Source organism: Actinocorallia sp. API 0066 (assembly GCF_020991275.1).
Taxonomy (GTDB): Bacteria; Actinomycetota; Actinomycetes; order Streptosporangiales; family Streptosporangiaceae; genus Actinocorallia.
Genome location: NZ_JAJLQY010000009.1, coordinates 204,270 through 222,928, shown reverse-complemented (window position 1 = coordinate 222,928; position 18,659 = coordinate 204,270). Strand labels below are relative to the sequence as shown.

20 protein-coding genes are annotated in these 18,659 nt (G+C 72.0%); 11 read left to right on the top strand and 9 right to left on the bottom strand.

Features of this window, described 5'->3' with window-relative positions:
* Positions 1 to 36 precede the first annotated feature (36 nt).
* The 3 genes from LO762_RS22760 to LO762_RS22750 all read left to right on the top strand — a co-directional run bounded on the left by LO762_RS22760 (position 37) and on the right by LO762_RS22750 (position 1,839).
* A complete protein-coding gene (locus LO762_RS22760; RefSeq protein ID WP_230617887.1) occupies positions 37 to 876 on the top strand; it encodes a phosphotransferase family protein in 840 nt (279 codons plus the stop codon).
* Positions 797 to 1,222 carry a zf-TFIIB domain-containing protein gene (locus LO762_RS33630; protein ID WP_308104360.1) on the top strand — a complete coding sequence of 142 codons (426 nt, stop codon included), beginning with the start codon at positions 797 to 799 and terminating at the stop codon, positions 1,220 to 1,222. The genes LO762_RS22760 and LO762_RS33630 overlap by 80 nt, the downstream gene beginning before the upstream one ends.
* Positions 1,223 to 1,383: 161 nt before the next feature.
* Positions 1,384 to 1,839, top strand: coding sequence for a lamin tail domain-containing protein (locus tag LO762_RS22750; protein WP_230617885.1), 456 nt, complete (start codon positions 1,384 to 1,386; stop codon positions 1,837 to 1,839).
* Positions 1,840 to 1,860: 21 nt separating this feature from the next.
* Here the strand turns inward: LO762_RS22750 and LO762_RS22745 are convergent, their stop codons facing one another.
* Genes LO762_RS22745 through LO762_RS22735 form a run of 3 tightly spaced genes read right to left on the bottom strand, consistent with a single transcriptional unit; the run spans position 1,861 to position 6,623 of the window.
* Positions 1,861 to 3,144 (bottom strand): GH1 family beta-glucosidase, encoded by a 1,284-nt coding sequence (locus LO762_RS22745; RefSeq protein WP_230617884.1) that lies wholly within the window; start codon positions 3,142 to 3,144, stop codon positions 1,861 to 1,863.
* 28 nt (positions 3,145 to 3,172) lie between these two features.
* Positions 3,173 to 4,603: a class I SAM-dependent RNA methyltransferase gene (locus LO762_RS22740; protein ID WP_230617883.1), complete on the bottom strand. Its 1,431-nt coding sequence runs from the start codon at positions 4,601 to 4,603 to the stop codon at positions 3,173 to 3,175.
* On the bottom strand, positions 4,596 to 6,623 hold the full coding sequence (locus tag LO762_RS22735; RefSeq protein ID WP_230617882.1) for an APC family permease: 2,028 nt from the start codon (positions 6,621 to 6,623) through the stop codon (positions 4,596 to 4,598). Before LO762_RS22735 ends, LO762_RS22740 begins: the two co-directional genes overlap by 8 nt.
* A gap of 78 nt (positions 6,624 to 6,701) precedes the next feature.
* Here LO762_RS22735 and LO762_RS22730 point away from each other — a divergent pair, with 78 nt between their 5' ends.
* Positions 6,702 to 7,370, top strand: a complete 669-nt coding sequence (locus LO762_RS22730; RefSeq protein WP_230617881.1) for a TrkA family potassium uptake protein — start codon at positions 6,702 to 6,704, stop codon at positions 7,368 to 7,370.
* Position 7,371: 1 nt separating this feature from the next.
* Complete coding sequence (locus LO762_RS22725) at positions 7,372 to 8,031, top strand: TrkA family potassium uptake protein (RefSeq protein WP_230617880.1); 660 nt, start codon at positions 7,372 to 7,374, stop codon at positions 8,029 to 8,031.
* 67 nt (positions 8,032 to 8,098) lie between these two features.
* Here the strand turns inward: LO762_RS22725 and LO762_RS22720 are convergent, their stop codons facing one another.
* Positions 8,099 to 8,869, bottom strand: a complete 771-nt coding sequence (locus LO762_RS22720; RefSeq protein ID WP_230617879.1) for a sirohydrochlorin chelatase — start codon at positions 8,867 to 8,869, stop codon at positions 8,099 to 8,101.
* A 141-nt stretch (positions 8,870 to 9,010) separates the two neighbouring features.
* Here LO762_RS22720 and LO762_RS33175 point away from each other — a divergent pair, with 141 nt between their 5' ends.
* From LO762_RS33175 to LO762_RS22690, 4 genes are read left to right on the top strand one after another with little or no spacing between them, the layout of a single operon-like run.
* Positions 9,011 to 11,356, top strand: coding sequence for a sensor histidine kinase (locus LO762_RS33175; protein ID WP_304523689.1), 2,346 nt, complete (start codon positions 9,011 to 9,013; stop codon positions 11,354 to 11,356).
* Positions 11,353 to 11,751, top strand: a complete 399-nt coding sequence (locus LO762_RS22700) for a roadblock/LC7 domain-containing protein (protein ID WP_230617878.1) — start codon at positions 11,353 to 11,355, stop codon at positions 11,749 to 11,751. The genes LO762_RS33175 and LO762_RS22700 overlap by 4 nt, the downstream gene beginning before the upstream one ends.
* Positions 11,748 to 12,119: a DUF742 domain-containing protein gene (locus tag LO762_RS22695; protein WP_230617877.1), complete on the top strand. Its 372-nt coding sequence runs from the start codon at positions 11,748 to 11,750 to the stop codon at positions 12,117 to 12,119. Before LO762_RS22700 ends, LO762_RS22695 begins: the two co-directional genes overlap by 4 nt.
* A complete protein-coding gene (locus LO762_RS22690) occupies positions 12,100 to 12,669 on the top strand; it encodes an ATP/GTP-binding protein (protein ID WP_230617876.1) in 570 nt (189 codons plus the stop codon). Before LO762_RS22695 ends, LO762_RS22690 begins: the two co-directional genes overlap by 20 nt.
* Positions 12,670 to 12,721: 52 nt before the next feature.
* Here LO762_RS22690 and LO762_RS22685 read toward each other — a convergent pair whose 3' ends face one another.
* Genes LO762_RS22685 through LO762_RS22675 form a run of 3 tightly spaced genes read right to left on the bottom strand, consistent with a single transcriptional unit; the run spans position 12,722 to position 15,055 of the window.
* Positions 12,722 to 13,459: a DUF3159 domain-containing protein gene (locus tag LO762_RS22685; protein ID WP_230618010.1), complete on the bottom strand. Its 738-nt coding sequence runs from the start codon at positions 13,457 to 13,459 to the stop codon at positions 12,722 to 12,724.
* Positions 13,460 to 13,476: 17 nt separating this feature from the next.
* A complete protein-coding gene (locus LO762_RS22680) occupies positions 13,477 to 13,851 on the bottom strand; it encodes an OB-fold nucleic acid binding domain-containing protein (protein ID WP_230617875.1) in 375 nt (124 codons plus the stop codon).
* Positions 13,852 to 13,870: 19 nt separating this feature from the next.
* Positions 13,871 to 15,055, bottom strand: coding sequence for an MFS transporter (locus LO762_RS22675; RefSeq protein WP_230617874.1), 1,185 nt, complete (start codon positions 15,053 to 15,055; stop codon positions 13,871 to 13,873).
* 86 nt (positions 15,056 to 15,141) lie between these two features.
* Here LO762_RS22675 and LO762_RS22670 point away from each other — a divergent pair, with 86 nt between their 5' ends.
* Positions 15,142 to 16,104 (top strand): LacI family DNA-binding transcriptional regulator, encoded by a 963-nt coding sequence (locus tag LO762_RS22670; RefSeq protein WP_230617873.1) that lies wholly within the window; start codon positions 15,142 to 15,144, stop codon positions 16,102 to 16,104.
* 72 nt (positions 16,105 to 16,176) lie between these two features.
* Here the strand turns inward: LO762_RS22670 and LO762_RS22665 are convergent, their stop codons facing one another.
* Complete coding sequence (locus tag LO762_RS22665) at positions 16,177 to 16,992, bottom strand: DUF3710 domain-containing protein (protein ID WP_230617872.1); 816 nt, start codon at positions 16,990 to 16,992, stop codon at positions 16,177 to 16,179.
* A gap of 5 nt (positions 16,993 to 16,997) precedes the next feature.
* Positions 16,998 to 17,486 (bottom strand): dUTP diphosphatase, encoded by a 489-nt coding sequence (gene dut / locus LO762_RS22660; RefSeq protein ID WP_230617871.1) that lies wholly within the window; start codon positions 17,484 to 17,486, stop codon positions 16,998 to 17,000.
* A gap of 209 nt (positions 17,487 to 17,695) precedes the next feature.
* Here dut and LO762_RS22655 point away from each other — a divergent pair, with 209 nt between their 5' ends.
* Positions 17,696 to 18,655 (top strand): hypothetical protein, encoded by a 960-nt coding sequence (locus tag LO762_RS22655; protein ID WP_230617870.1) that lies wholly within the window; start codon positions 17,696 to 17,698, stop codon positions 18,653 to 18,655.
* The last annotated feature ends 4 nt before the right edge of the window (positions 18,656 to 18,659 follow it).

Below are 18,659 nucleotides of genomic sequence, written 5' to 3'. Positions count from 1 at the left end.
CTCCCGCCACGCGGCATGAGGTGATTGACTCACCCGGTGATCGAAGAGCTTGCCGCGCTGGCCGGGGGCTCGGGCGGCGCCGGCACCGCCATCGTGCTCTACCAGCGCCACGACGTCCTCGTCGTCCGGGTGGGCGCGGTGGTGGCCAAGGCGCACGGCGTGGGCTCCACCCTACTCGCCGAGCGCGCCTCCTTCGCCGCCGCGCATCCCGAGCTGTTCCTGGCCCCGCTGGGGGTTCCCCGGGACGTCTCGGGGCGGACGGTGTCGCTCTGGCCCGCCGGAGAACCGGTCGACCCGTCCGACCCCGTGGGGGCGCCCTGGGAGGAGGCCGGGAGGATCCTCGCCGCCCTGCACGCGCTGCCCGTGCCGTCAGGGCTGCCGGTGCAGGGCGCGCCGTTGAGGGTGCGGGAGATCCTTTCCCGTCCGCTCCCCGACACGCCTGCGGCCAGATCGGTGCTGCGCGCCTACGCGACGCTGCCGGAGGTGCTGGAGCCGGCCGGGCACCGGTGCGTCGTGCACGGCGACTTCCATCTGGGCCAGCTCGTGCGGCATCGCGGGCGGTGGCTCCTCATCGACGTGGACGACCTCGGACTGGGCGATCCGGTGTGGGATCTGGCGCGTCCGGCGGGCCTGTTCGCGGCCGGGGTGCTGCCGCCCGACGTCTGGCGGAGGTTCCTTTCCTCTTATCTCACGCACGGCGGTGTGGACCTCGGCGCCGACCCCTGGACAAGATTGGACATTCCGGCACAGGCTCTGGCGATCCAAACGGCCGCGCGCTGCGTCTCAAAGGCTGTGGATGAGGGACGGACGCTCAATGAGTACGAGACGACCCTTATCGACGCTTGTGACCGGATCAGCAGCTCACGTACAGGTTGATGGCGTATGGTGCCCTCACAATCAGCTGCGCAGAACGCCTGTCGCGGTGCGGAGCCGCGATGGAAAGGTGGCGGACATGCTTCAGTGCCCGAAATGTCGGGGCACGATGCGGACCTTCGACCGTAACGGGGTCCACATCGAACAATGCGAGATGTGTCGGGGGATCTTCCTCGACTACGGCGAGCTGGAGACCCTGGCCCGGATCGAGAGCCAGTGGCGCCAGGCACCCCCTCCCCCGGCGGCCCCGCAGGTCGTCGTCCAGCCCGTGCAGCCCGGCTGGGGCCACCACGGACACCACCGCAGGCACCACGGCCCCAGCCTCTTCGGAATGCTCTTCTCCACCTGAGAAGACCCCCGCCCAAGCTCCCGGAAGGGGCGGCGCGCGCCCGCGTGCCGCCTCTTCGCTGTTGACCGGATGTCTTATATCTCCCGCGCCCATGGCGACATTTCGGTCACGTTGCCAGTAGTCTGCTGACTCCCCCGGACGAGATCGGAGACGAACCGCCGATGCGCACGCCCCTGATCGGTGCCCTCGCCGTAGCCCTGCCGCTCGCGACGCTCGCCGCCGCGCCCGCGCAGGCGGCCCCCAACGTGCAGATCACCTATGTGAAGTACGACGCCAAGGGCAAGGACACCAAGAAGAACGTCAACGGCGAGTACGTCACCGTGACGAACAAGAGCCGCAAGAAGGTCAACCTGGCAGGGTGGACCATCGGCCAGAAGCCACGGCTGGCCGACTCCAAGTACGTCTTCTACTTCCCGGCCCGCAACGTCGTGGTCGCGCCCGGCGCGAGCGTCACCATGCGCATGGGCGAGGGCAAGAAGACAAAGAAGTACGTGTACCAGGGCTTCCGCAAGCACGTGCTGCCGAACGTCAAGGGCGCCGTGTACCTGTTCGACCCCGCCGACCGGCGCGTCGACGGGTGCACCTGGAACAGCAAGGCGGGCGGCAAGAAGTGCTGACCCGCCGCGCCCGCTGAGGGCTCAGGAGGGCAGCGCGCCCGCCGCGACGACCGACCGGTACCAGCGCGCGCTGTCCTTCCACGTCCGCTCCCGCGTGGCGTAGTCGACGTGGATGACGCCGAAGCGCTTGCCGAAGCCGAAGGTCCACTCGAAGTTGTCCAGCAGCGACCAGACGTAGTAGCCGCGCACGTCCGCGCCCGCCTCGACCGCGTCCAGCACCGCCCCCAGGTGGCCGTGCAGGTACGCGACGCGGCGGGCGTCGTGCACGGGCTCGGGGTAGGCCGCGCCGTTCTCGGTGACGACGAGCGGCAGTCCCGGATTCTCCCGCGCCAGCCGCACCAGCAGTTCGGTGAGTCCCTCGGGAGCGATCGTCCAGCCCATGTCGGTGCGCTCGCCCGGCGCGGAGGAGAACCTCAGGTCCTCGCAGCCCGGCCATGACGGCTTGCCCTTGCCGCCCGGCTCCACGACCGTCACCGAGTAGTAGTTGACGCCGAGGAAGTCCAGCGGGGCGTTGATCACCTTGGTGTCGCCGTCGCGCACGAACGACCAGTCGGTGAGGTGGGCCGTCGCCGCGAACAGCTCCTCGGGGTAGGCGCCGCGCAGCAGCGGGCCCTCGAAGACGCCGTTCGCGATCATGTCGGCGCGCCGGACCGCCGCCTCGTCCCCACCCCACACGACGTGCGGGTTCAGCGTGACGCCGACGTCGCCGGGCAGCAGCGGCGCGGCCAGGCCGTGCGCGAGGCCCAGGTGGTGCGCGGCGGCGAACCCGCCGCCGGTCCGGCCGGGCGCGTGCTCCCCCGACCCGTAGCCCAGGTAGGCGGCGCACCACGGCTCGTTCAGGGTGATCCAGGTGCTCACCCGGTCGCCCAACGCGTCCGCGACGACCCGCGCGTACTCCGCGAACCGGTACGCGGTGTCCCGGTTGAGCCAGCCTCCCTGCTCCTCAAGCGCGCGCGGCAGATCCCAGTGGTAGAGCGTGACAGCCGGGGTGATGCCGCGCTCCAGCAGCAGGTCCACCAACCGCGAGTAGAAGTCGACGCCGCGCGGCTCGGGCTTGCCGTCCGGCAGCACCCGCGGCCACGACACCGAGAACCGGTAGGCGCCGACCCCCAGGTCGGCCAGGTGCCCGACGTCCTCGGTGTACCGGTGGTAGTGGTCGCACGCGACGTCGGCGGTGTCGCCGCCCTGGATCGGGCCGAACCCGTCCCAGATGGACGGCGCGCGGCCGTCCTCGGCGACCGCGCCCTCGATCTGGTAGGCGGCGGTCGCCGCGCCCCAGACGAAGCCCTCGGGGAAACGTCTCACTTGCGACTCCTGGGGGAGGCGGGCGCTGCTAGCCCCGGACGAGCGAGGCCACACACTCGACGTGGCCGGTCTGCGGGAACAGGTCGAAGGCGCGCAGCGTCGCCAGCGTCCATCCGCGCGCGGAGAAGTACTTCAGGTCGCGGGCCAGCGTCGCCGGGTCACACGAGACGTAGGCGATCTTCCGGTTGGTGCGCCGGGCGATCGCGTCCACGACCTTCTCGCCGGCGCCCGCGCGCGGCGGGTCCAGCACGGTGATGTCGGCGCCGCGCACCCGCGCGCCGCCCCGGTGGCCCTGCACCGCGCCGCGCTTGGGCTGCGCCCTGGCCGAACCGGCCCGCGCGCTCTGGCCGCGGCCGAACTCCAGCAGCGGCAGCACCTCTTCGACCTTGCCCTGTTCGACGCTCACCTGCGGCAGGTCGCGGAGGTTGAACTTGGCGTCGCGGACGGCCTGCCCGCCGCTCTCCACGCCGATGACGAGCCCGTCACGGCCGACCCGCTCGCCCAGCGCCCCGGCGAACAGCCCGACGCCGCAGAACAGGTCGAGCGCGATCTCCCCCTGTTGGGGCTCCAGCGCCCCCAGGACGGCGCCGACGAGCGCGTCGGCGGCTCCGGGGTGCACCTGCCAGAACCCGCTGCCGGTGACCTGCCAGAGCCGTCCGGCGGCCTCTTCGCGCACGAACGGCACGACGGCCTTGCGCGGCGGCGGGCCCTGCTGCTCGCGCTGCCCGTGCTGCCCGTGCGCGTGCCGGACCGGCCGCTCGGGCTTGACGACCCGGACGGGCACGTCGAGCTGCGGCACCCGGACGCCGCGGCCGCGCCTGCCCTTCGGCTCGGAGATCACCACGAGCCGGTCGCCGGTGCCCGCCGACACCACACCCTCGACGCCGGACGCGCCGGGCCACAGGTGCCGCTCGATCCCGATCATCTCGACGCCGGGGTGGGCGATGACGCACCGGTCGACGTACTCGAGGTCGTGCGAGCGGTGTTTGCGCAGGCCGACGCCGCCGTCGCCGTCCACCGCGAACTGCACGCGGGTGCGCCAGCCGAGGCCGGGCGGGGAGGCGATCGGCTCGCCGTCCTCGGTGTACAGGACGGGCACGGCCACCTCCTCGACGTGCACCGGCCACTCGATCCCGGCGAGCCGCCGCAGCTGTTCGGCCACCACGTCGGCCTTCAGCGCCCGCTGCGCGGGCAGCGCCACGTGTTGCCAGTCGCACCCCCCGCACCGTCCGGGCCCCGCGAACTCACACGGCGGCACCACCCGGTCCGGCGAGGGCTTCAGGATCTCCACCGCGTCGGCCCGCAGAAAACTCTTCGTCTCCTCGGTCACCCGCGCCCTTACCAACTCCCCGGGCAACGCGTGCCGAACAAAAACAACCTTCCCCTCATGCCGCGCAACACAGAAGCCGCCATGCCCCACCGCACCAACTTCAAGCTCAAGGAGATCCGTTTCAGTCACGTTCCGCGATTCTAGTGCGCCGTTCCCCGTCCCCCCGACGGACGGAGCCGGGGGCGGGGCGGTCGGGGCGGGCTTTGAGGCGGTCGGAGGAGGCGAGTTGCCAGGGGACGCTGGTGACCATGACGCCGGGTTGGAAGAGGAGGCGGCCCTTGAGGCGGAGGGCGCTGTGGTTGTGGAGGACGTGCTCCCACCAGTGGCCCACGACGTATTCGGGGATGTAGACGGCTACGACGTCTCTCGGGGACTTGCGGCGGACGTTCTTGACGTACTCCAGGATGGGGCGGGTGATCTCGCGGTAGGGGGAGTCGAGGATCTTCAACGGGACGGGCAGGTCGAGGGCGTCCCACTCGTCGCGCAGGCGCTCGGACTCGGCGGTGTCCACCGCGACGCTGACGGCCTCCAGCGTGGACGGCCGGGTCGCGCGGGCGTAGGCCAGCGCCCGCAGGGTCGGCTTGTGGATCTTGGAGACGAGCACGATCGCGTGCGTCCGGGACGGCAGCGTGTACGGGGTGTCGTCGTCGGGCTCCAGTTCCCGGGCGACACGGTCGTAGTGCCCCCGGATGCCGCGCATCAGCAGGAACAGCACGGGCATCGCGATACAGACGATCCAGGCGCCGTGCGTGAACTTGGTGACGACGACGATCACCAGCACCGCGCCGGTGATCACCAGGCCGACCGTGTTGATCAGCCGCGACGTGCGCATCTGCCGTTTGGCGGCCCGCTCCGTCGTGGTCCGCAGCAGCCGGTTCCAGTGCCTGACCATGCCGGTCTGGCTGACCGTGAACGAGACGAACACGCCGACGATGTACAGCTGGATCAGCCTGGTGACGTCGGCCTTGAACACGTAGATGAGCAGGGCCGCCGCTCCCGCCAGCATCACGATGCCGTTGGAGAACGCGAGCCTGTCGCCCCGGGTGTGGAGCTGGCGCGGCAGGTACCGGTTCTGCGCCAGCACCGAGGCCAGCACCGGGAACCCGTTGTAGGCGGTGTTCGCGGCCATCACGAGGATCAGCGCCGTCATCACCGTGACGAACACGTACATCGCCGGGAAGTTGCTGAACACCGCCTCGGCGACCTGGCTCATGACGGTGTGCTGGCCGGTCGAGACGTCCTGGCCCGTCTCCGGGTCGACGAGGCGGCTTCCGTGCAGCGGGTCGGCGTACTTCACGTCGGTGAGGTGGGCGAGCATGGTGACGCCGAAGAACATCGTGACGGCGAGCAGGCCCAGCATCAGCAGCGTCGTGGCGGCGTTCTTGCCCTTCGGCTTGCGGAACGCCGGGACGCCGTTGCTGATGGCCTCCACCCCCGTCAGGGCGGCGCAGCCGGAGGCGAACGCGCGCAGCAGCAGGAACACCATCGCGAGGCCCGCGAGGCTCTCCCCCGTGCCGTGCACCTCCAGACGTGCCGTCTCGGCCTGGAGTTCGGAGCCGTTGGCGAGCCGGAAGAACCCCCACACCATCATCGTGAACACGCCGAACACAAAAAGGTACGTGGGCACCGCGAAAGCGAACCCCGACTCCTTGACGCCGCGCAGGTTGAGCACCGTGAGCAGCGCGACGAGAGCGACGGCCGCGAACACCCGGTGCTCGCCGATCAGCGGGGTGAACGCGCCCAGGTTGTCCACCGCCGCCGAGATCGACACGGCGACCGTCAGGACGTAGTCGACGAGCAGCGCGGCGGCCACCACCAGGCCCCAGTTGGCGCCCAGGTTGGCGGTGGCGACGTCGAAGTCGCCGCCCCCGCTGGTGTAGGCGCGGACGTTCTGCCGGTACGAGGCGACGACGACGAGCAGCAGCAGCACGACGGCGAGGCCGATCCACGGCGTGAACGCGTATCCGGCCAGGCCCGCGATGCCCAGGGTGATGAGGATTTCCTGCGGCGCGTAGGCGACCGACGACAGCGCGTCGCTCGCGAAGACCGGAAGGGCGATCCGCTTGGGCAGAAGTTGGTAGTGCGCCTGCGTACTGCGCAGGGCACGCCCCAGCACGACGCGCTTCAGGACGTCAGCGACCTTGGACACAGCACAGACTCTAACGACGGTGGATACTGTGCCGAGCAGCCTGCGTGTCCAGCGCCGAGATCACAGACAGGACGGGTCGTGCATATCGTCATCATGGGATGCGGGAGGGTCGGCTCGACCCTCGCCCATATCCTGGAGGACAAGGGCCACTCGGTCGCCATCATCGACCAGAACCCCGAGGCCTTCCGCCGTCTGCGCGGCTCGTTCAAGGGCCGCCGGGTCATCGGCGTGGGCTTCGACCGCGACGTCCTGGTCGAGGCGCAGATCGAGAAGGCGTCCGCGTTCGTCGCGGTGAGCAGCGGCGACAACTCCAACATCATCTCCGCCCGGGTGGCCCGCGAGACGTTCGGCGTCGAGAACGTCGTCGCCCGCATCTACGACTCCCGCCGCGCCGAGGTGTACCAGCGGCTCGGCATCCCGACGGTGGCGACGGTCCGCTGGACGGCCGAGCAGATGCTGCGCCGCCTGCTCCCGGACGGCGCGCTGCCGCTGTGGCGCGACCCCACGGGCGACGTCAAGCTGGCCGAGGTGCAGACCGACCCGGCGTGGATCGGCGCCCGCGTCAAGGACATGGAGAGGGCGGCGCCCGGCTTCCGTGTCGCGTTCCTCAACCGGATGGGCGAGGCGGTCGTGCCGAGCGGTGACACGGTGGTGCAGGACGGCGACGTGGTGCACGTCATGGCGAAGGCCGCCGACATGGAGCTGATCACGCGGACGCTGGCGGCGCGGGCGCGGGAGGAGGACTGACATGCGGGTGGCGATCGCCGGGGCGGGCGCGGTGGGCAGGTCCATCGCGCAGGAGCTGCTGGAGAACGGGCACGAGGTGCTCCTCATCGACAAGGACCCGAAGGCCATCAAGGTGGAGATGGTGCCGCGCGCGGAGTGGCTGCTGGCCGACGCGTGCGAGATCTCCTCGCTGGACGACGCGGCGTTGGAGCGCTGCCAGGTCGTGGTGGCCTCCAGCGGCGACGACAAGGTGAACCTCGTGGTGTCGCTGCTGGCCAAGACCGAGTACGGGGTGCCGAGGGTGGTGGCCCGTATCAACCACCCGAAGAACGAGTGGCTGTTCAACGACTCGTGGGGGGTGGACGTCGCCGTGTCCACGCCGCGCCTGTTGAGCGCGCTGGTGGAGGAGGCGGTGAGCGTCGGCGACCTCGTGCGCCTCATGACGTTCCGCCAGGGCGACGCCAACCTCGTCGAGCTGACCCTGCCCGACGACGCGCCGCTGAACGGCCAGCCGGTCGGCTCGGTGAGCTGGCCGCGCGACACCGCGCTGGTGGCGATCCTGCGCGAGGGGCGGGTGCTCGTCCCCACCGCCGACGACACGCTGGAGGCGGGCGACGAGCTGATGTTCGTCGCGAGCCAGGACGTCGAGGACGAGCTGGGCGACCTCCTCAACCCGCGCTAGCGGCGCCCGAGCACGCGGGAGCCCCGGTGGCCGCAGGCCGCCGGGGCTCCGTGGTGCTGACGTGTCGTCACTCGGTGTAGAGCGCTTCCAGGGCCTCCACGTAGCGGAGGACGGCGAGCTGGGCCACCGAGGCGTGGCCGCCCAGCGGCGCGGCGAGTTCGGCGCCCGCGTCGGCGGCCGCCTTGGCGAGCTCCGAGGCGTCGGCGTCGATGACGAACGGGGAGAGCGCGGGCCGTTGGGCGCCGTTGGCGCGCAGCGCGCCGGCGGCGGCGGCGAGCGCGGCGGAGTCGTGCAGGGGCGCGGCGACGACGGGCACGGCGAGCCGTGAGGCGAGCAGGACCGAGGTGATCTCGGCGACCTCGTCGGCGGCGCGGCAGCCGAGGACGACGCCGTCGGCGGCGGTCACCATGCTCATCATCCGGATGCGGTCGGCGCGGGCCAGGCCGGCCTCGGCCAGCCGCAGGTGCAGCGCCTCGGCGAGCAGCGGGTGCGGGCCCAGGGTTTCGGACACGAGGACGGGCAGCGAGGCGAGGCCCTCGCGCAGCGGCGCCTCGAACGCCGGGTCGGGGCCGAGCAGCAGCGGGACCACCACGGCGGCGGGGTCGCCGACGAGCTCACCGAGGGACGCGTCGGCGCCGGCGTGCACCGGGATGCCGGGGTGCGCCCCCTCGATCCAGTCGGCCAGCTCGTCCATGACCTGCTGGGGAGCGCCCGTCAGCACCACCGCGGGCGAATCGGAGGGCAGGGAGAAGGAGCCGCCGCGGTGTCGTCCGCCGCGACGACCGGCACGGCGCCGGGTGGGCAGCGAGTCGGGAGTCACATCGGGGAGTTCGGTCACGGGGCAAGGGTAGTCCCGTAACGTGCTGACTTTGTGCCATATGCATGGGGAAGCGCATTACATCACCCCGTAGTAGGCTCCGTTCACCCTCTCCGTAAGTGCTTGTAGAACCCGCCGGAACCCCACGGAGGACTGCCGGGCATGCGACGTTCCCGCAGCCAGCCGATCAGATCCGCGATCGTCTCGCTCATCGCCGTCCCCCTCGCCACGCTGGTGCTGCTGTGGGCGTTCACCGCCTTCCAGTCGCTGGGCGACGGCATGCTGCTGGCCCGCGCGCAGTCGCTCGACGGCCAGGTCGTGCGCCCCACCCAGACCCTGATCTCCGCGCTCCAGCGCGAACGCCTCGTCTCCATGGCGCGGCTGTCGGGGTCGCCCTCGGTGACCGCAGCAGACCTCGCCGACCACCGGCAGGCCACCGACGACGCGCGCTCGGTGTTCGAGCGCAACACCTCCGACCCCGGCCTGCGCGCCGGGATCGAGGCGGACATCCGCACCACGGTCGACGACTTCGCGCGTGACCTCGGCGGCCTCACCCTGCTCCGCTCGGTCGTGGACGGCGGCGCGCCGCGCAACCGCGCGCAGGTGCTCACCTCCTACGGCTCCCTCGTCTACGGCGGCTTCGCCATCTACCGCGCGGTCTCCCCGCCGGACGTCGAGATCGCCGTTGACGTGTCGAGCCTGACGTCGCTCGGCATCGCCCGCGAGCAGCTCGCCCGGGTGGACGCGATCCTCGCGGGGCGGCTGTCCGGCGTGCCGAGCGCGTGGGACCGCAAGGAGGTGGCCCGCGCCGTCGGCGCCCGCGACCTCCTCTACACCGACGTGCTGCCGACGCTGCGCCCGGCCGACCGCGACAGGTACAACGCGTTCCTCAACGCCATCGAGTACCAGCGGCTCCAGCAGTACGAGGACCGCATCACCCGAGGCACGGGCCCCGTCTCGCAGACCGCGTGGGACACCAACGCCGAACGTGTGCAGAGCCGTCTCCTCGAACTTGAGGAGGAGATGCTCCAGGGCGTCACCGGGCGGGCCGAGAAGGTCGCGATCGGGGTGCTGCTGGAGATCGGCGTGGCGGGCGGCCTCGGCCTGCTGGCCATCGTCGTCTCCCTGGTGACGGCGTGGCGGGTGTCCCGCCGCCTCATCCGGGAGAGCCGCGCGCTCGCCGACACCGTCGGCGACTTCACCCGCGACCAGCTCCCGCTCATGGCCGAGATGGTCCGGAAGGGGCAGCGGGTGGAGGAGCCGCCGATCGAGCCGGGCGTGCAGTTCAGCGTCACCGAGATCGAGCGCATCTTCCGCTCGTTCACCGCTGCCCGCGCCGCGGTGCTGGAGGCCGCCATGCACGAGGCGGCCACGATGACGAACGTGCGCGAGATCTTCGTCAACCTCTCCTCCCGCAACCAGGCGCTCCTGCACCGGCAGCTCTCCCTGCTGGACCAGATGGAGCGCGCCGCCGAGGACCCCGAGACGCTCGGCCGCCTGTTCCAGCTCGACCACCTCGCGACCCGCATGCGGCGGCACGCCGAGGGCCTGGTCATCCTCGCGGGCAAGGCGCCCGGACGCGGCTGGCGCTCGCCCGTCCCGCTCGTCGACGTGGTGCGCGGCGCCGCGTCCGAGGTCGAGGACTACACGCGGGTCCGGGTGCTGCCGATGCCGCGCATCGGGCTCGTCGGCCCCGCCGTCGCCGACACCATCCACCTGCTGGCCGACCTCATCGAGAACGCCGTCCAGTACTCGCCGCCGGACACCGCCATCGAGGTGTCGGGCCAGGGCGTCGCGGCGGGCTACGTGCTGGAGATCGAGGACCGTGGGCTCGGCCTGCCGCCGGACATCATCGAGCAGCTCAACGAGCGGCTGTCGGCGCCGCCGGAGTTCACCCTGTCCGACACCGCGCGGCTCGGCCTGTTCGTCGTGGGACGGCTGGCGCGGCGGCACGGCATCCGGGTGTCCCTGCGGGTCTCGCCTTACGGCGGCACCACCGCCGTGGTGTTCCTGCCGCGCGAACTCCTCTCCACCGACCTGCCCGAGACCCCGGAGCCGGTGCCCGCGCCGCCCGCCCAGCGCGTCCTGGCGGCGGCGGGCGCTCCCGGCGCGCCCCTCCCCCCGGCCGTCACCACGAGCCCCGCACACCACACCGAGCCCCGGGAAGGAGCCACCCCAGAGATGACCAAGGAACCGGCCCTCCCGGAACCCCCAGCGCCACTCCCGGCCCCGCCGGAGACGCCGGAGCCCGACCTCGACCTGGGCGACCACCTGGGCCTCCCGCGCCGCCGCCGCAAGTCCCGCCCCGCCGAGGACCCGGCCCCGGTGGCCCCCGTGGCCGCCACCTCCCAGGACGCCCCCACCCCGGTCCCCCCGACCGCCCCCGAACGTTCCCCCGATAATCTCCGGCTGCGGATGTCGGCGATGCAGCGCGGCTGGGAACGCGGCCGCCTGGAGTCCGCCACCTCCGCCGACGACCACCTCCAGCCCACCGAGGAGCATCCATGACCGAACCCGGCGATCTCAACTGGCTGTTGAACAACCTGGTGGACAGTGTCGCCCAGGTGAAGCAGGCGGTTGTCCTTTCCAGTGACGGACTGGTGGTGGGCGCCTCGCGGGGGCTCGCGCGGGACGACGCCGAGCACATGGCGGCGCTCGCGTCCGGCTTCCAGAGCCTGGCGCGCAGCACCGGCGAGCAGTTCCAGGGCGGCGCGGTCAGACAGACCATAGTGGAGATGGACGAGGCGTTCCTGTTCGTCACCGCGGCCGGCCAGGGCGCGTGCCTCGCGGTGCTCGCCGACTCCGCCGCCGACGTGGGCGTCATCGCCTACGAGATGGCGATGCTGGTGACGAGGGTCGGCCTGCACCTGTCGGCCAAGCCCCGGACGGTGAGCCTGCCGTGAGCGGTCACGAGTGGCTTGACGAGGAGGCCGGACCCGTCGTCCGCGCCTTCTGGCTGACGGGCGGCCGGACGGCCTCCGACAACCGGACCGATCTCGATCTCATGACACTCGTGGTGCGCACGCCGGAACCGGTGTACGGTTCGCTGCTTCTGTCCCCTGAACACGAGGCGATCCTCGACCTAGCCCACCAGCCGCTGACGGTCGCCGAAGTGGCCTCGGCCCTCGACCTCGCCGTCGGCGTCGTGCGGGTGCTGCTCGGCGATCTGCTGAACGACCGTCGGATCACGGTGCGCCGGCCCTCGTCGGTCGCCCGGTTCCCCACGACCAGAATCATCGAAGAGGTAATTCATGGACTCCAGGCCCTCTGAGGCCGAGCTCGCCGTCAAGATCCTGGTGGCGGGAGGGTTCGGCGCGGGCAAGACCACCATGGTCGCCTCGGTCAGCGAGATGCGCCCCCTGCGGACGGAGGAGCAGCTCACCGAGCGCAGCATCGGCGTCGACGACCTCGAAGGGGTGGAGCGCAAGACCACCACCACGGTCGCCATGGACTTCGGCAGGATCACCCTGCGCACCGGCCTCGTGCTCTACCTGTTCGGCACCCCCGGACAGGACAGGTTCTGGTTCATGTGGGACGAACTGGCCGAGGGCGCGCTCGGCGCCGTCGTCCTGGTGGACACCCGCAGGCTCGCCGACTGCTTCGCCTCGATCGACTACTTCGAGCGGCGCGGACTGCCGTTCATCATCGGGGTGAACACCTTCGAGGGCGCCAAGCCCTACACGCCCGAGGACATCAGGATCGCGCTGGACCTCGATCCGGAGATCCCGGTGATCAACTGCGACGCGCGGTCCCGCGAGTCGACACGCCAGGTGCTGATCACGCTGATGGGCCACGTCATGACGGCCATGGCCCGCCGCTGACCCCTGGCCCGCCCCCGGTCGGGACGGCCGCCGCGCGGCGGCCGTCCGCCGGTCACTTCCTCTCGTCGCCCTCCGGCGCGCCCTCTGCCTCGTTCCGCCCCCGCACCCCCGGAGCGGGCGTGTCCTCCGGGACGTCCTGGACGGGCTCGGCCGCCGTCGTCAGGGGTGTGCGGCCGCGGGCCAGCACCCAGATCATCGCCGCGAACGAGGCGACCTGCAGCGGCCAGCCGAGCGCGATCTTGGCGGTGCCGAGCCAGCCGACCATCCCGGCCAGGTAGAGCGGGTACTGGACGACGACCCGCACCACACACGGCAGCACGAGCAGCCACGTCAGCTTGCTGCACAGCCGCACGATCGCGGGGTCGCGCCGCCACTCGGTGGACTCGCCGGTGACGGACCCGATGATGAACCCGACGACGGGCCAGCGCGCGATGATCGAGCCGATGAGGATCAGCGAGTAGAACGCGTTGTAGATGATGCCGGGCAGGAACGCGTCCTCGGCCCTGCCGGTGCGCAGCGCGAAGAACGCGGCGATCCCGATGCCGACCAGGCTGTTGAACACGAACTGCACGGTGGACCGCTGCACGAGCCGGGCGACGGTCAGCAGCACCGCGGCGCCCACCGCGATCCCCAGCGACAGCTTCAGCTCGTGCGTGACCAGCCACAGCACGGTGAACAGGATCGTGGGCACGGCGCCCTCGACGATCCCGCGCGCGCCGCCGAGCGCCTTGGCCAGCTGGGCCCGCACGGCCGCCTCGACGGTCTGCCGCGCCTTCTCGTCCGCGTTCATGGCGGCCTGCACGTCGGTCACGTGGATCCTCGGAGTTCGTAGCGGGGATTGAAGATGACCTTGCGGCCGTCCTGGAGGCTCACCAGGCCCTCGGCCGTCAGCCTCCGGCCGGGTTCGATGCCGGGGATGCGGCGGCGGCCGAGCCAGACGAGGTTCACCACGTCGGACCCGTCGTAGAGTTCGGCCTCCAGAGCGGGGGCCCCGCCGCGCGGTCGCAGAGTCACCGTACGTAGCGTACCCGCGACGTGCGCGCGCCTGCGCTCGGCACAGGCGGCGATGGGTGTCGCCCCTTCGGCGCCGGTGTCCTTCCGCAGTTCCTCCGCCTCCATCTCGGCCTTGCTCGACGCCAGGCGGCGGAATCCGCGCAGCCCCCCGGGGGGCGCTTCGTCCATGTTTCAGAGGCTACGGCACTCATGCCCTGGCAGGGGAACGGGCGGCGAGGAAAAGGCCGCCCGCGACACACACCAGGACGGCGGCGAGCCCGCCCGCGGCGGCGCCGGACAGGGCGGCGAGCGTGCCCGCCTCGTCCTGGACCTTGCCGGCGAGCGCCGACCCGGCCGAGACGCCGACGGTCATGAACGCGACGATCCACGCGAACGCCTCGGTGACGGTGCCTTCGGGCGCGAGGCCGTCCACGAGGCCGAAGACGCAGGCGAGCGTCGGCGCGAGGAAGATCCCGGACACGTAGGACAGCACGACCATCCAGGGCAGCGAGGGCATGAGCAGCAGCAACGCGTAACCGAGGGTCAGCCCGGCCAGCAGCGGCGGTATCCGGCGTTCGGGACGGCCCGGCCAGCTCCGTGCCCCGTAGACCAGGCCGCCGGTGAGCGCGCCGAGCGCGTTGACGGCGATCAGCCAGCCCCCCGCCGCCTTCACGCCGACCCCCTCGGCGTAGGCGACCATCCCGACGTTGAACACGCCGAGGCTCAGCCCGATGAACGCCAGCGAGACGCTCAGCACGACGAGTCCGGGCGACCGCAGCGCGCCGACCCAGTCGCCCGCCGACGGCCTGCCGCGCCAGGCCCGCGACGGCCGCGACAGCGTGACGACGAGTGTCCCGGCCAGCCCGAGCAGGGCGCAGACGTACAGGGGCGCGCTCCCGGAGATCAGCTTGGACGCGATCACCAGGACGGGTCCAAGGGTGAACAGCAGCTCCTGGGTGGCCGCGTCCATCGCGTAGGCGGCCTGGACCTGGCCGGGTTCCTTGAGGACGTCGGGCCACAGCGCGCGCAGGCCGGGTTCCAGGGGCGGGGTGAAGAACCCGGCGAGCGAGACCGTCGCCAGGGCGGCCGGGACGGAGCCGATGCCGGTCACCGCGAAGAGCACAAACCCGAGGCCCGCCAGGAGGGCGCTGGTGAGCAGGACGCGGGGCTGCCCGAGGCGGTCCATGAGGCGTCCGAGCACCGGCTGGCCGACGCCCGCCGCGAGGCCGTGCACGGCCGCCAGCAGCCCGGCGAGGGCGAAGCTGCCGCCCTCGGCGCGGGTGAAGAGCATGATCGCGAGCACGCCCATGCCGTTCGGCAGCCGTCCCAGCAGGGTGCCCCCGAGGAGCCGCGCGGCGTGGGGGGCCCGCAGCAGGTCGAGATATACACGCATTATTCTCCGTACAGCACAGTTATACGTATCACTAGAATGAGTGATACGTATTGGGAGGCACCGACGGATCTACTCTAAGGGGCGTGATGCCAGCTAACAGTCGGCCGACGAGCAAGGACGTGGCGGCGGCGGCCGGCGTCTCCCAGTCCACGGTCTCGATGGTGCTCAGCGGCAAGTGGCCCGGACGGGTGTCGGAGAGCACCGCGCAGACCGTCCGCGAGGCGGCGCAGCGCCTGGGGTACCGGCCCAATCCGGCGGCGCGCAACCTGCGCCTCGGCCGGACCCGCACGATCATGCTCGTGGTGCCCGCGATCACCGCGCCGTTCTTCGCCGCGGTGTACACCGGAGCCGCCAGGGTGGCCGTGGAGAACGGTTTCAGCCTCGTGGTGTTCCCCTGGCCCCTGGAGGCCGACGGGCCCTTCAGCGGCCCGCAGGAGGCCATCGACGGCATGCTGGCGTCCTCGATGGGCGAGCACTCGCTGGAGGGCATGCGCCGGCCCGTCCCCCTGGTGATGGTGGACAGCGACCCGGCGGGCCCCGCGCCCACCGTCAACTTCGACGTCGCCGCGGCCGTCGGCGACATCGTCAGCCACCTGCGCGGCCTCGGCCACACCCGGATCGGCCACCTCGCGGCCGACATCAACGTGTGGACGTTCCGCAGCCGCGCGCTCGGCCTCGCCGACCGGGTGCCGGGCCTGGTCACCGGCCGGGCCGCGATCAGCATCGCGGCGGGCTTCGAGACGGCGATGGCGCTGCTCTCCTCGCCCGACCGCCCGACCGCCCTGGTCTGCGACGACGACACGCTCGCCGCCGGCGCCCACAAGGCGGCCCGGCACCTGGGCCTCGACGTCCCCGGCGACGTCTCGATCACCGGCTTCGACGACCTCTACCTGGCCGAGGCCCTGGAGCTGACCACCGTGCGGCTGCCCGCCGAGCGGATGGGCGAACTGGCCATGACGCACCTCCTGGCCGTCCTGGAGGGCCGTCCCGCCGAACCGGTGGTGCTCCCGGCCGAACTCGTCGTGCGCCGCTCCACCGGCGCGCCCTGAGGACACAGCGAAAGGCCCGGCCTCTCCCCGTCGAGGGAGGGGCCGGGCCTTCGACGTCACAGGGACCCCGGGTCAGCGGACCTCGGTGATGTGGGTGCCGGGCGTGAAGGGGTCGAAGTCGTCCTTCTCGTCCTCGTCGCCGTCCCCGCCCTCTCCGCCCTGGGCCATCGCGTTCTTGGCCTCGGCGGGCAGGACCAGCGGCAGCGCCTCGCGCGGCGGCATCGGCTGGTCGCCGCGGACCACGACGATCTGCGAGAGCACGTCTTCGAGGGGCTGCCACGCCTCCTCGCTCTCGGTCGCCTCGCCCGCGACGAGCGCGCGCAGGAACCAGCGGGGGCCGTCCACGCCCAGGAAGCGCAGCGGCTGGTAGGCGAAGCCCTGGTCGATGATCTCCTGCGGGATCTGCGACCTGACCTCCTCGGGCATCTGCTCCAGCATCTCCTGGGTGAGCTGCGCGGGGATCAGCGCGCGCACCTCGGTGCCGAACGGGCCCTCGGCCTCCTGCACCTGGCCCTCGGCGTTGCCGGTGATCTCCTCGGCCAGCTCGCGCCGCAGCTCCTCCCAGATGCCCGAGCGCTTGGGCGCGGCGAACGCCTGCAGCTGCATGCTGCTCTGGCCCGCGATGACGGTGATCGCGACGATCCTGCCGTTGACGGGGTTGCCCTCGCCGTCCACCTCGGTGGGCTCCAGGTTCACCTGGACCTCAAGACCGGGGCCGATCGGCACCTGGAGGGCGCCGAAGTCGAGCCGCTCCATCTCCGGAGCCGTGTCCTCGACCGCGTCCCAGGGACCCGCCGTGCGCGCCCGCGAAGACTCCTCCTCGACCGGCGCGGTCTCGGCGGCCTTCGCCGACGACTGCTGCTCCTGACGACGACGTCCGAAAGCCACTTTCCCTACTCCTTCGATTCGAATGCGCGCTGGGCGTGCGCCCGCTGAGCGTAACCGCCGGTGGACCCGAATCCACCGGCCCCGCGGACGGAGCCGGGCAGGTCGGCGACCTCGGCGAAGACGGCGCGCTCCACCTTCTGGATCACCAGCTGGGCGATGCGGTCCCCGCGCGCCAGGCGGACCGTCTCCCGCAGGTCGGTGTTGAGCAGCGTCACCTTGATCTCGCCCCGGTACCCGGCGTCCACCGTGCCCGGCGCGTTGACGAGCGTCACACCCAGGGTAGCCGCCAGACCGGAACGCGGATGGACAAAAGCGGCAAAGCCATCGGGGAGGGCGATCGCCAGGCCGGTCGGCACGACGCTCCGCTCCCCCGGCTCCAGCACGACGTCCTCGGCCGCGTACAGGTCGGCGCCCGCGTCGCCCGGATGGGCGTAGCCCGGCACCGGAAGCCCCGGGTCAAGCCGCTTGATCAGCACCTCGACGTCAGCGCGCAACGTCCACCCCGCATCCCCGATCGTCGCCGCGCCCGCGCGGCACGGCGCTCGCCACCCTACCGGCCCGGGGCCTGGCGCTCCCGACGAAGTCGGGGTGGAAAAAGCGCCCGGCCCCCGAACCACGGCAGAAGTTCACCCGGCGTTCGAAAGCCACCGCGTAGGGAACTCCGGCGGCCCCCACCCTGGACGCCGCCGCTAGGGTGTCCGAGATGAGCGACACGTCAGTGCGCCGCGCGCTCCTCGCGACGCCTTTGGCCCTGGTGGTGGCCGCCGCGACGGCCTGCGCGGGCGCCCCGGCGGCCGCGCCGCCCGCGGTGCCCTCGGACGCCCAGGGCGCCGCCGCCGGGGCCGAGCCGGACGTCCAGCCGCCCTCCCCCGTCGCCAAGGCTCCGGCCCCTCCCGCACGGCCCAAGGTCGCGCCCGGAGTATCCGCCCGGTGGGTGGTCTACGACAGGCGGACCGGCAAGACACTCAGCAGGAACGCGGCGCGTAAGACGGTCAGGTCCGCGTCGGTCGTGAAGCTGCTCATCGCGATGGACTACCTGGGGCGGCGCAAGGGCGAGGTCGCCCCTGCGCACGCCGCGCGGTTCGCCAAGATGCTGCGCGCCAGCGACGACGCGGCGGCGACGTACTTCTGGAACCTCGGCGGCAAGGGCGCGATCGTCACCCGGATGAAGCGCGAGATCGGCCTGAAGGACTCCGCGCCGCCGCCCGCCGACAAACCCGGCTTCTGGGGTTACACGGCGATCAGCGCGGGCGACGTCGCGGCGTCCTACCGCTATCTGCTCGACAGGTCCTCGCCGAAGGTCAGGAAGACGATCCTGGGCCATCTCGCCAAGGCGACCGGATGCGGGACCGACGGCTTCGACCAGAGCTGGGGCCTGCCCTCGGCGACGAAGCGCGCGCACGCCGTCAAGCAGGGGTGGTCCGGGTTCGGGCTCACCCCGCCCTACGCGTGCCGGAACGGCGCGCGCGCCCTGCCCGCCGCCCTGCCCGCCGCCGGGCCCGACCTCGGCCTCGGCCGTCCGGTCCTGCACACCACCGGCACGGTCGGCGCGCGGGACCGCTACATCGTCGTTGTGCTCACGCTCAACCCGGCGGGCGCGTCCTACCGGACGTCGGGCCAGCGCCTCACCGCGCTCACCAAGGCTCTCGTCAAGGGCCTCTGAGGGG

What these genes read in the sequence shown, in the direction of transcription:
- LO762_RS22680 (WP_230617875.1), bottom strand. Translation starts at nt 13,851, where the DNA reads ATGGACGAAGCGCCCCCCGGGGGGCTGCGCGGATTCCGCCGCCTGGCG.
- LO762_RS22700 (WP_230617878.1), top strand. Translation starts at nt 11,353, where the DNA reads ATGACCGAACCCGGCGATCTCAACTGGCTGTTGAACAACCTGGTGGAC.
- LO762_RS22670 (WP_230617873.1), top strand. Translation starts at nt 15,142, where the DNA reads ATGCCAGCTAACAGTCGGCCGACGAGCAAGGACGTGGCGGCGGCGGCC.
- LO762_RS33630 (WP_308104360.1), top strand. Translation starts at nt 797, where the DNA reads ATGAGGGACGGACGCTCAATGAGTACGAGACGACCCTTATCGACGCTT.
- LO762_RS33175 (WP_304523689.1), top strand. Translation starts at nt 9,011, where the DNA reads ATGCGACGTTCCCGCAGCCAGCCGATCAGATCCGCGATCGTCTCGCTC.
- LO762_RS22725 (WP_230617880.1), top strand. Translation starts at nt 7,372, where the DNA reads ATGCGGGTGGCGATCGCCGGGGCGGGCGCGGTGGGCAGGTCCATCGCG.
- LO762_RS22655 (WP_230617870.1), top strand. Translation starts at nt 17,696, where the DNA reads ATGAGCGACACGTCAGTGCGCCGCGCGCTCCTCGCGACGCCTTTGGCC.
- LO762_RS22750 (WP_230617885.1), top strand. Translation starts at nt 1,384, where the DNA reads ATGCGCACGCCCCTGATCGGTGCCCTCGCCGTAGCCCTGCCGCTCGCG.
- LO762_RS22690 (WP_230617876.1), top strand. Translation starts at nt 12,100, where the DNA reads ATGGACTCCAGGCCCTCTGAGGCCGAGCTCGCCGTCAAGATCCTGGTG.
- LO762_RS22675 (WP_230617874.1), bottom strand. Translation starts at nt 15,055, where the DNA reads ATGCGTGTATATCTCGACCTGCTGCGGGCCCCCCACGCCGCGCGGCTC.
- LO762_RS22685 (WP_230618010.1), bottom strand. Translation starts at nt 13,459, where the DNA reads ATGAACGCGGACGAGAAGGCGCGGCAGACCGTCGAGGCGGCCGTGCGG.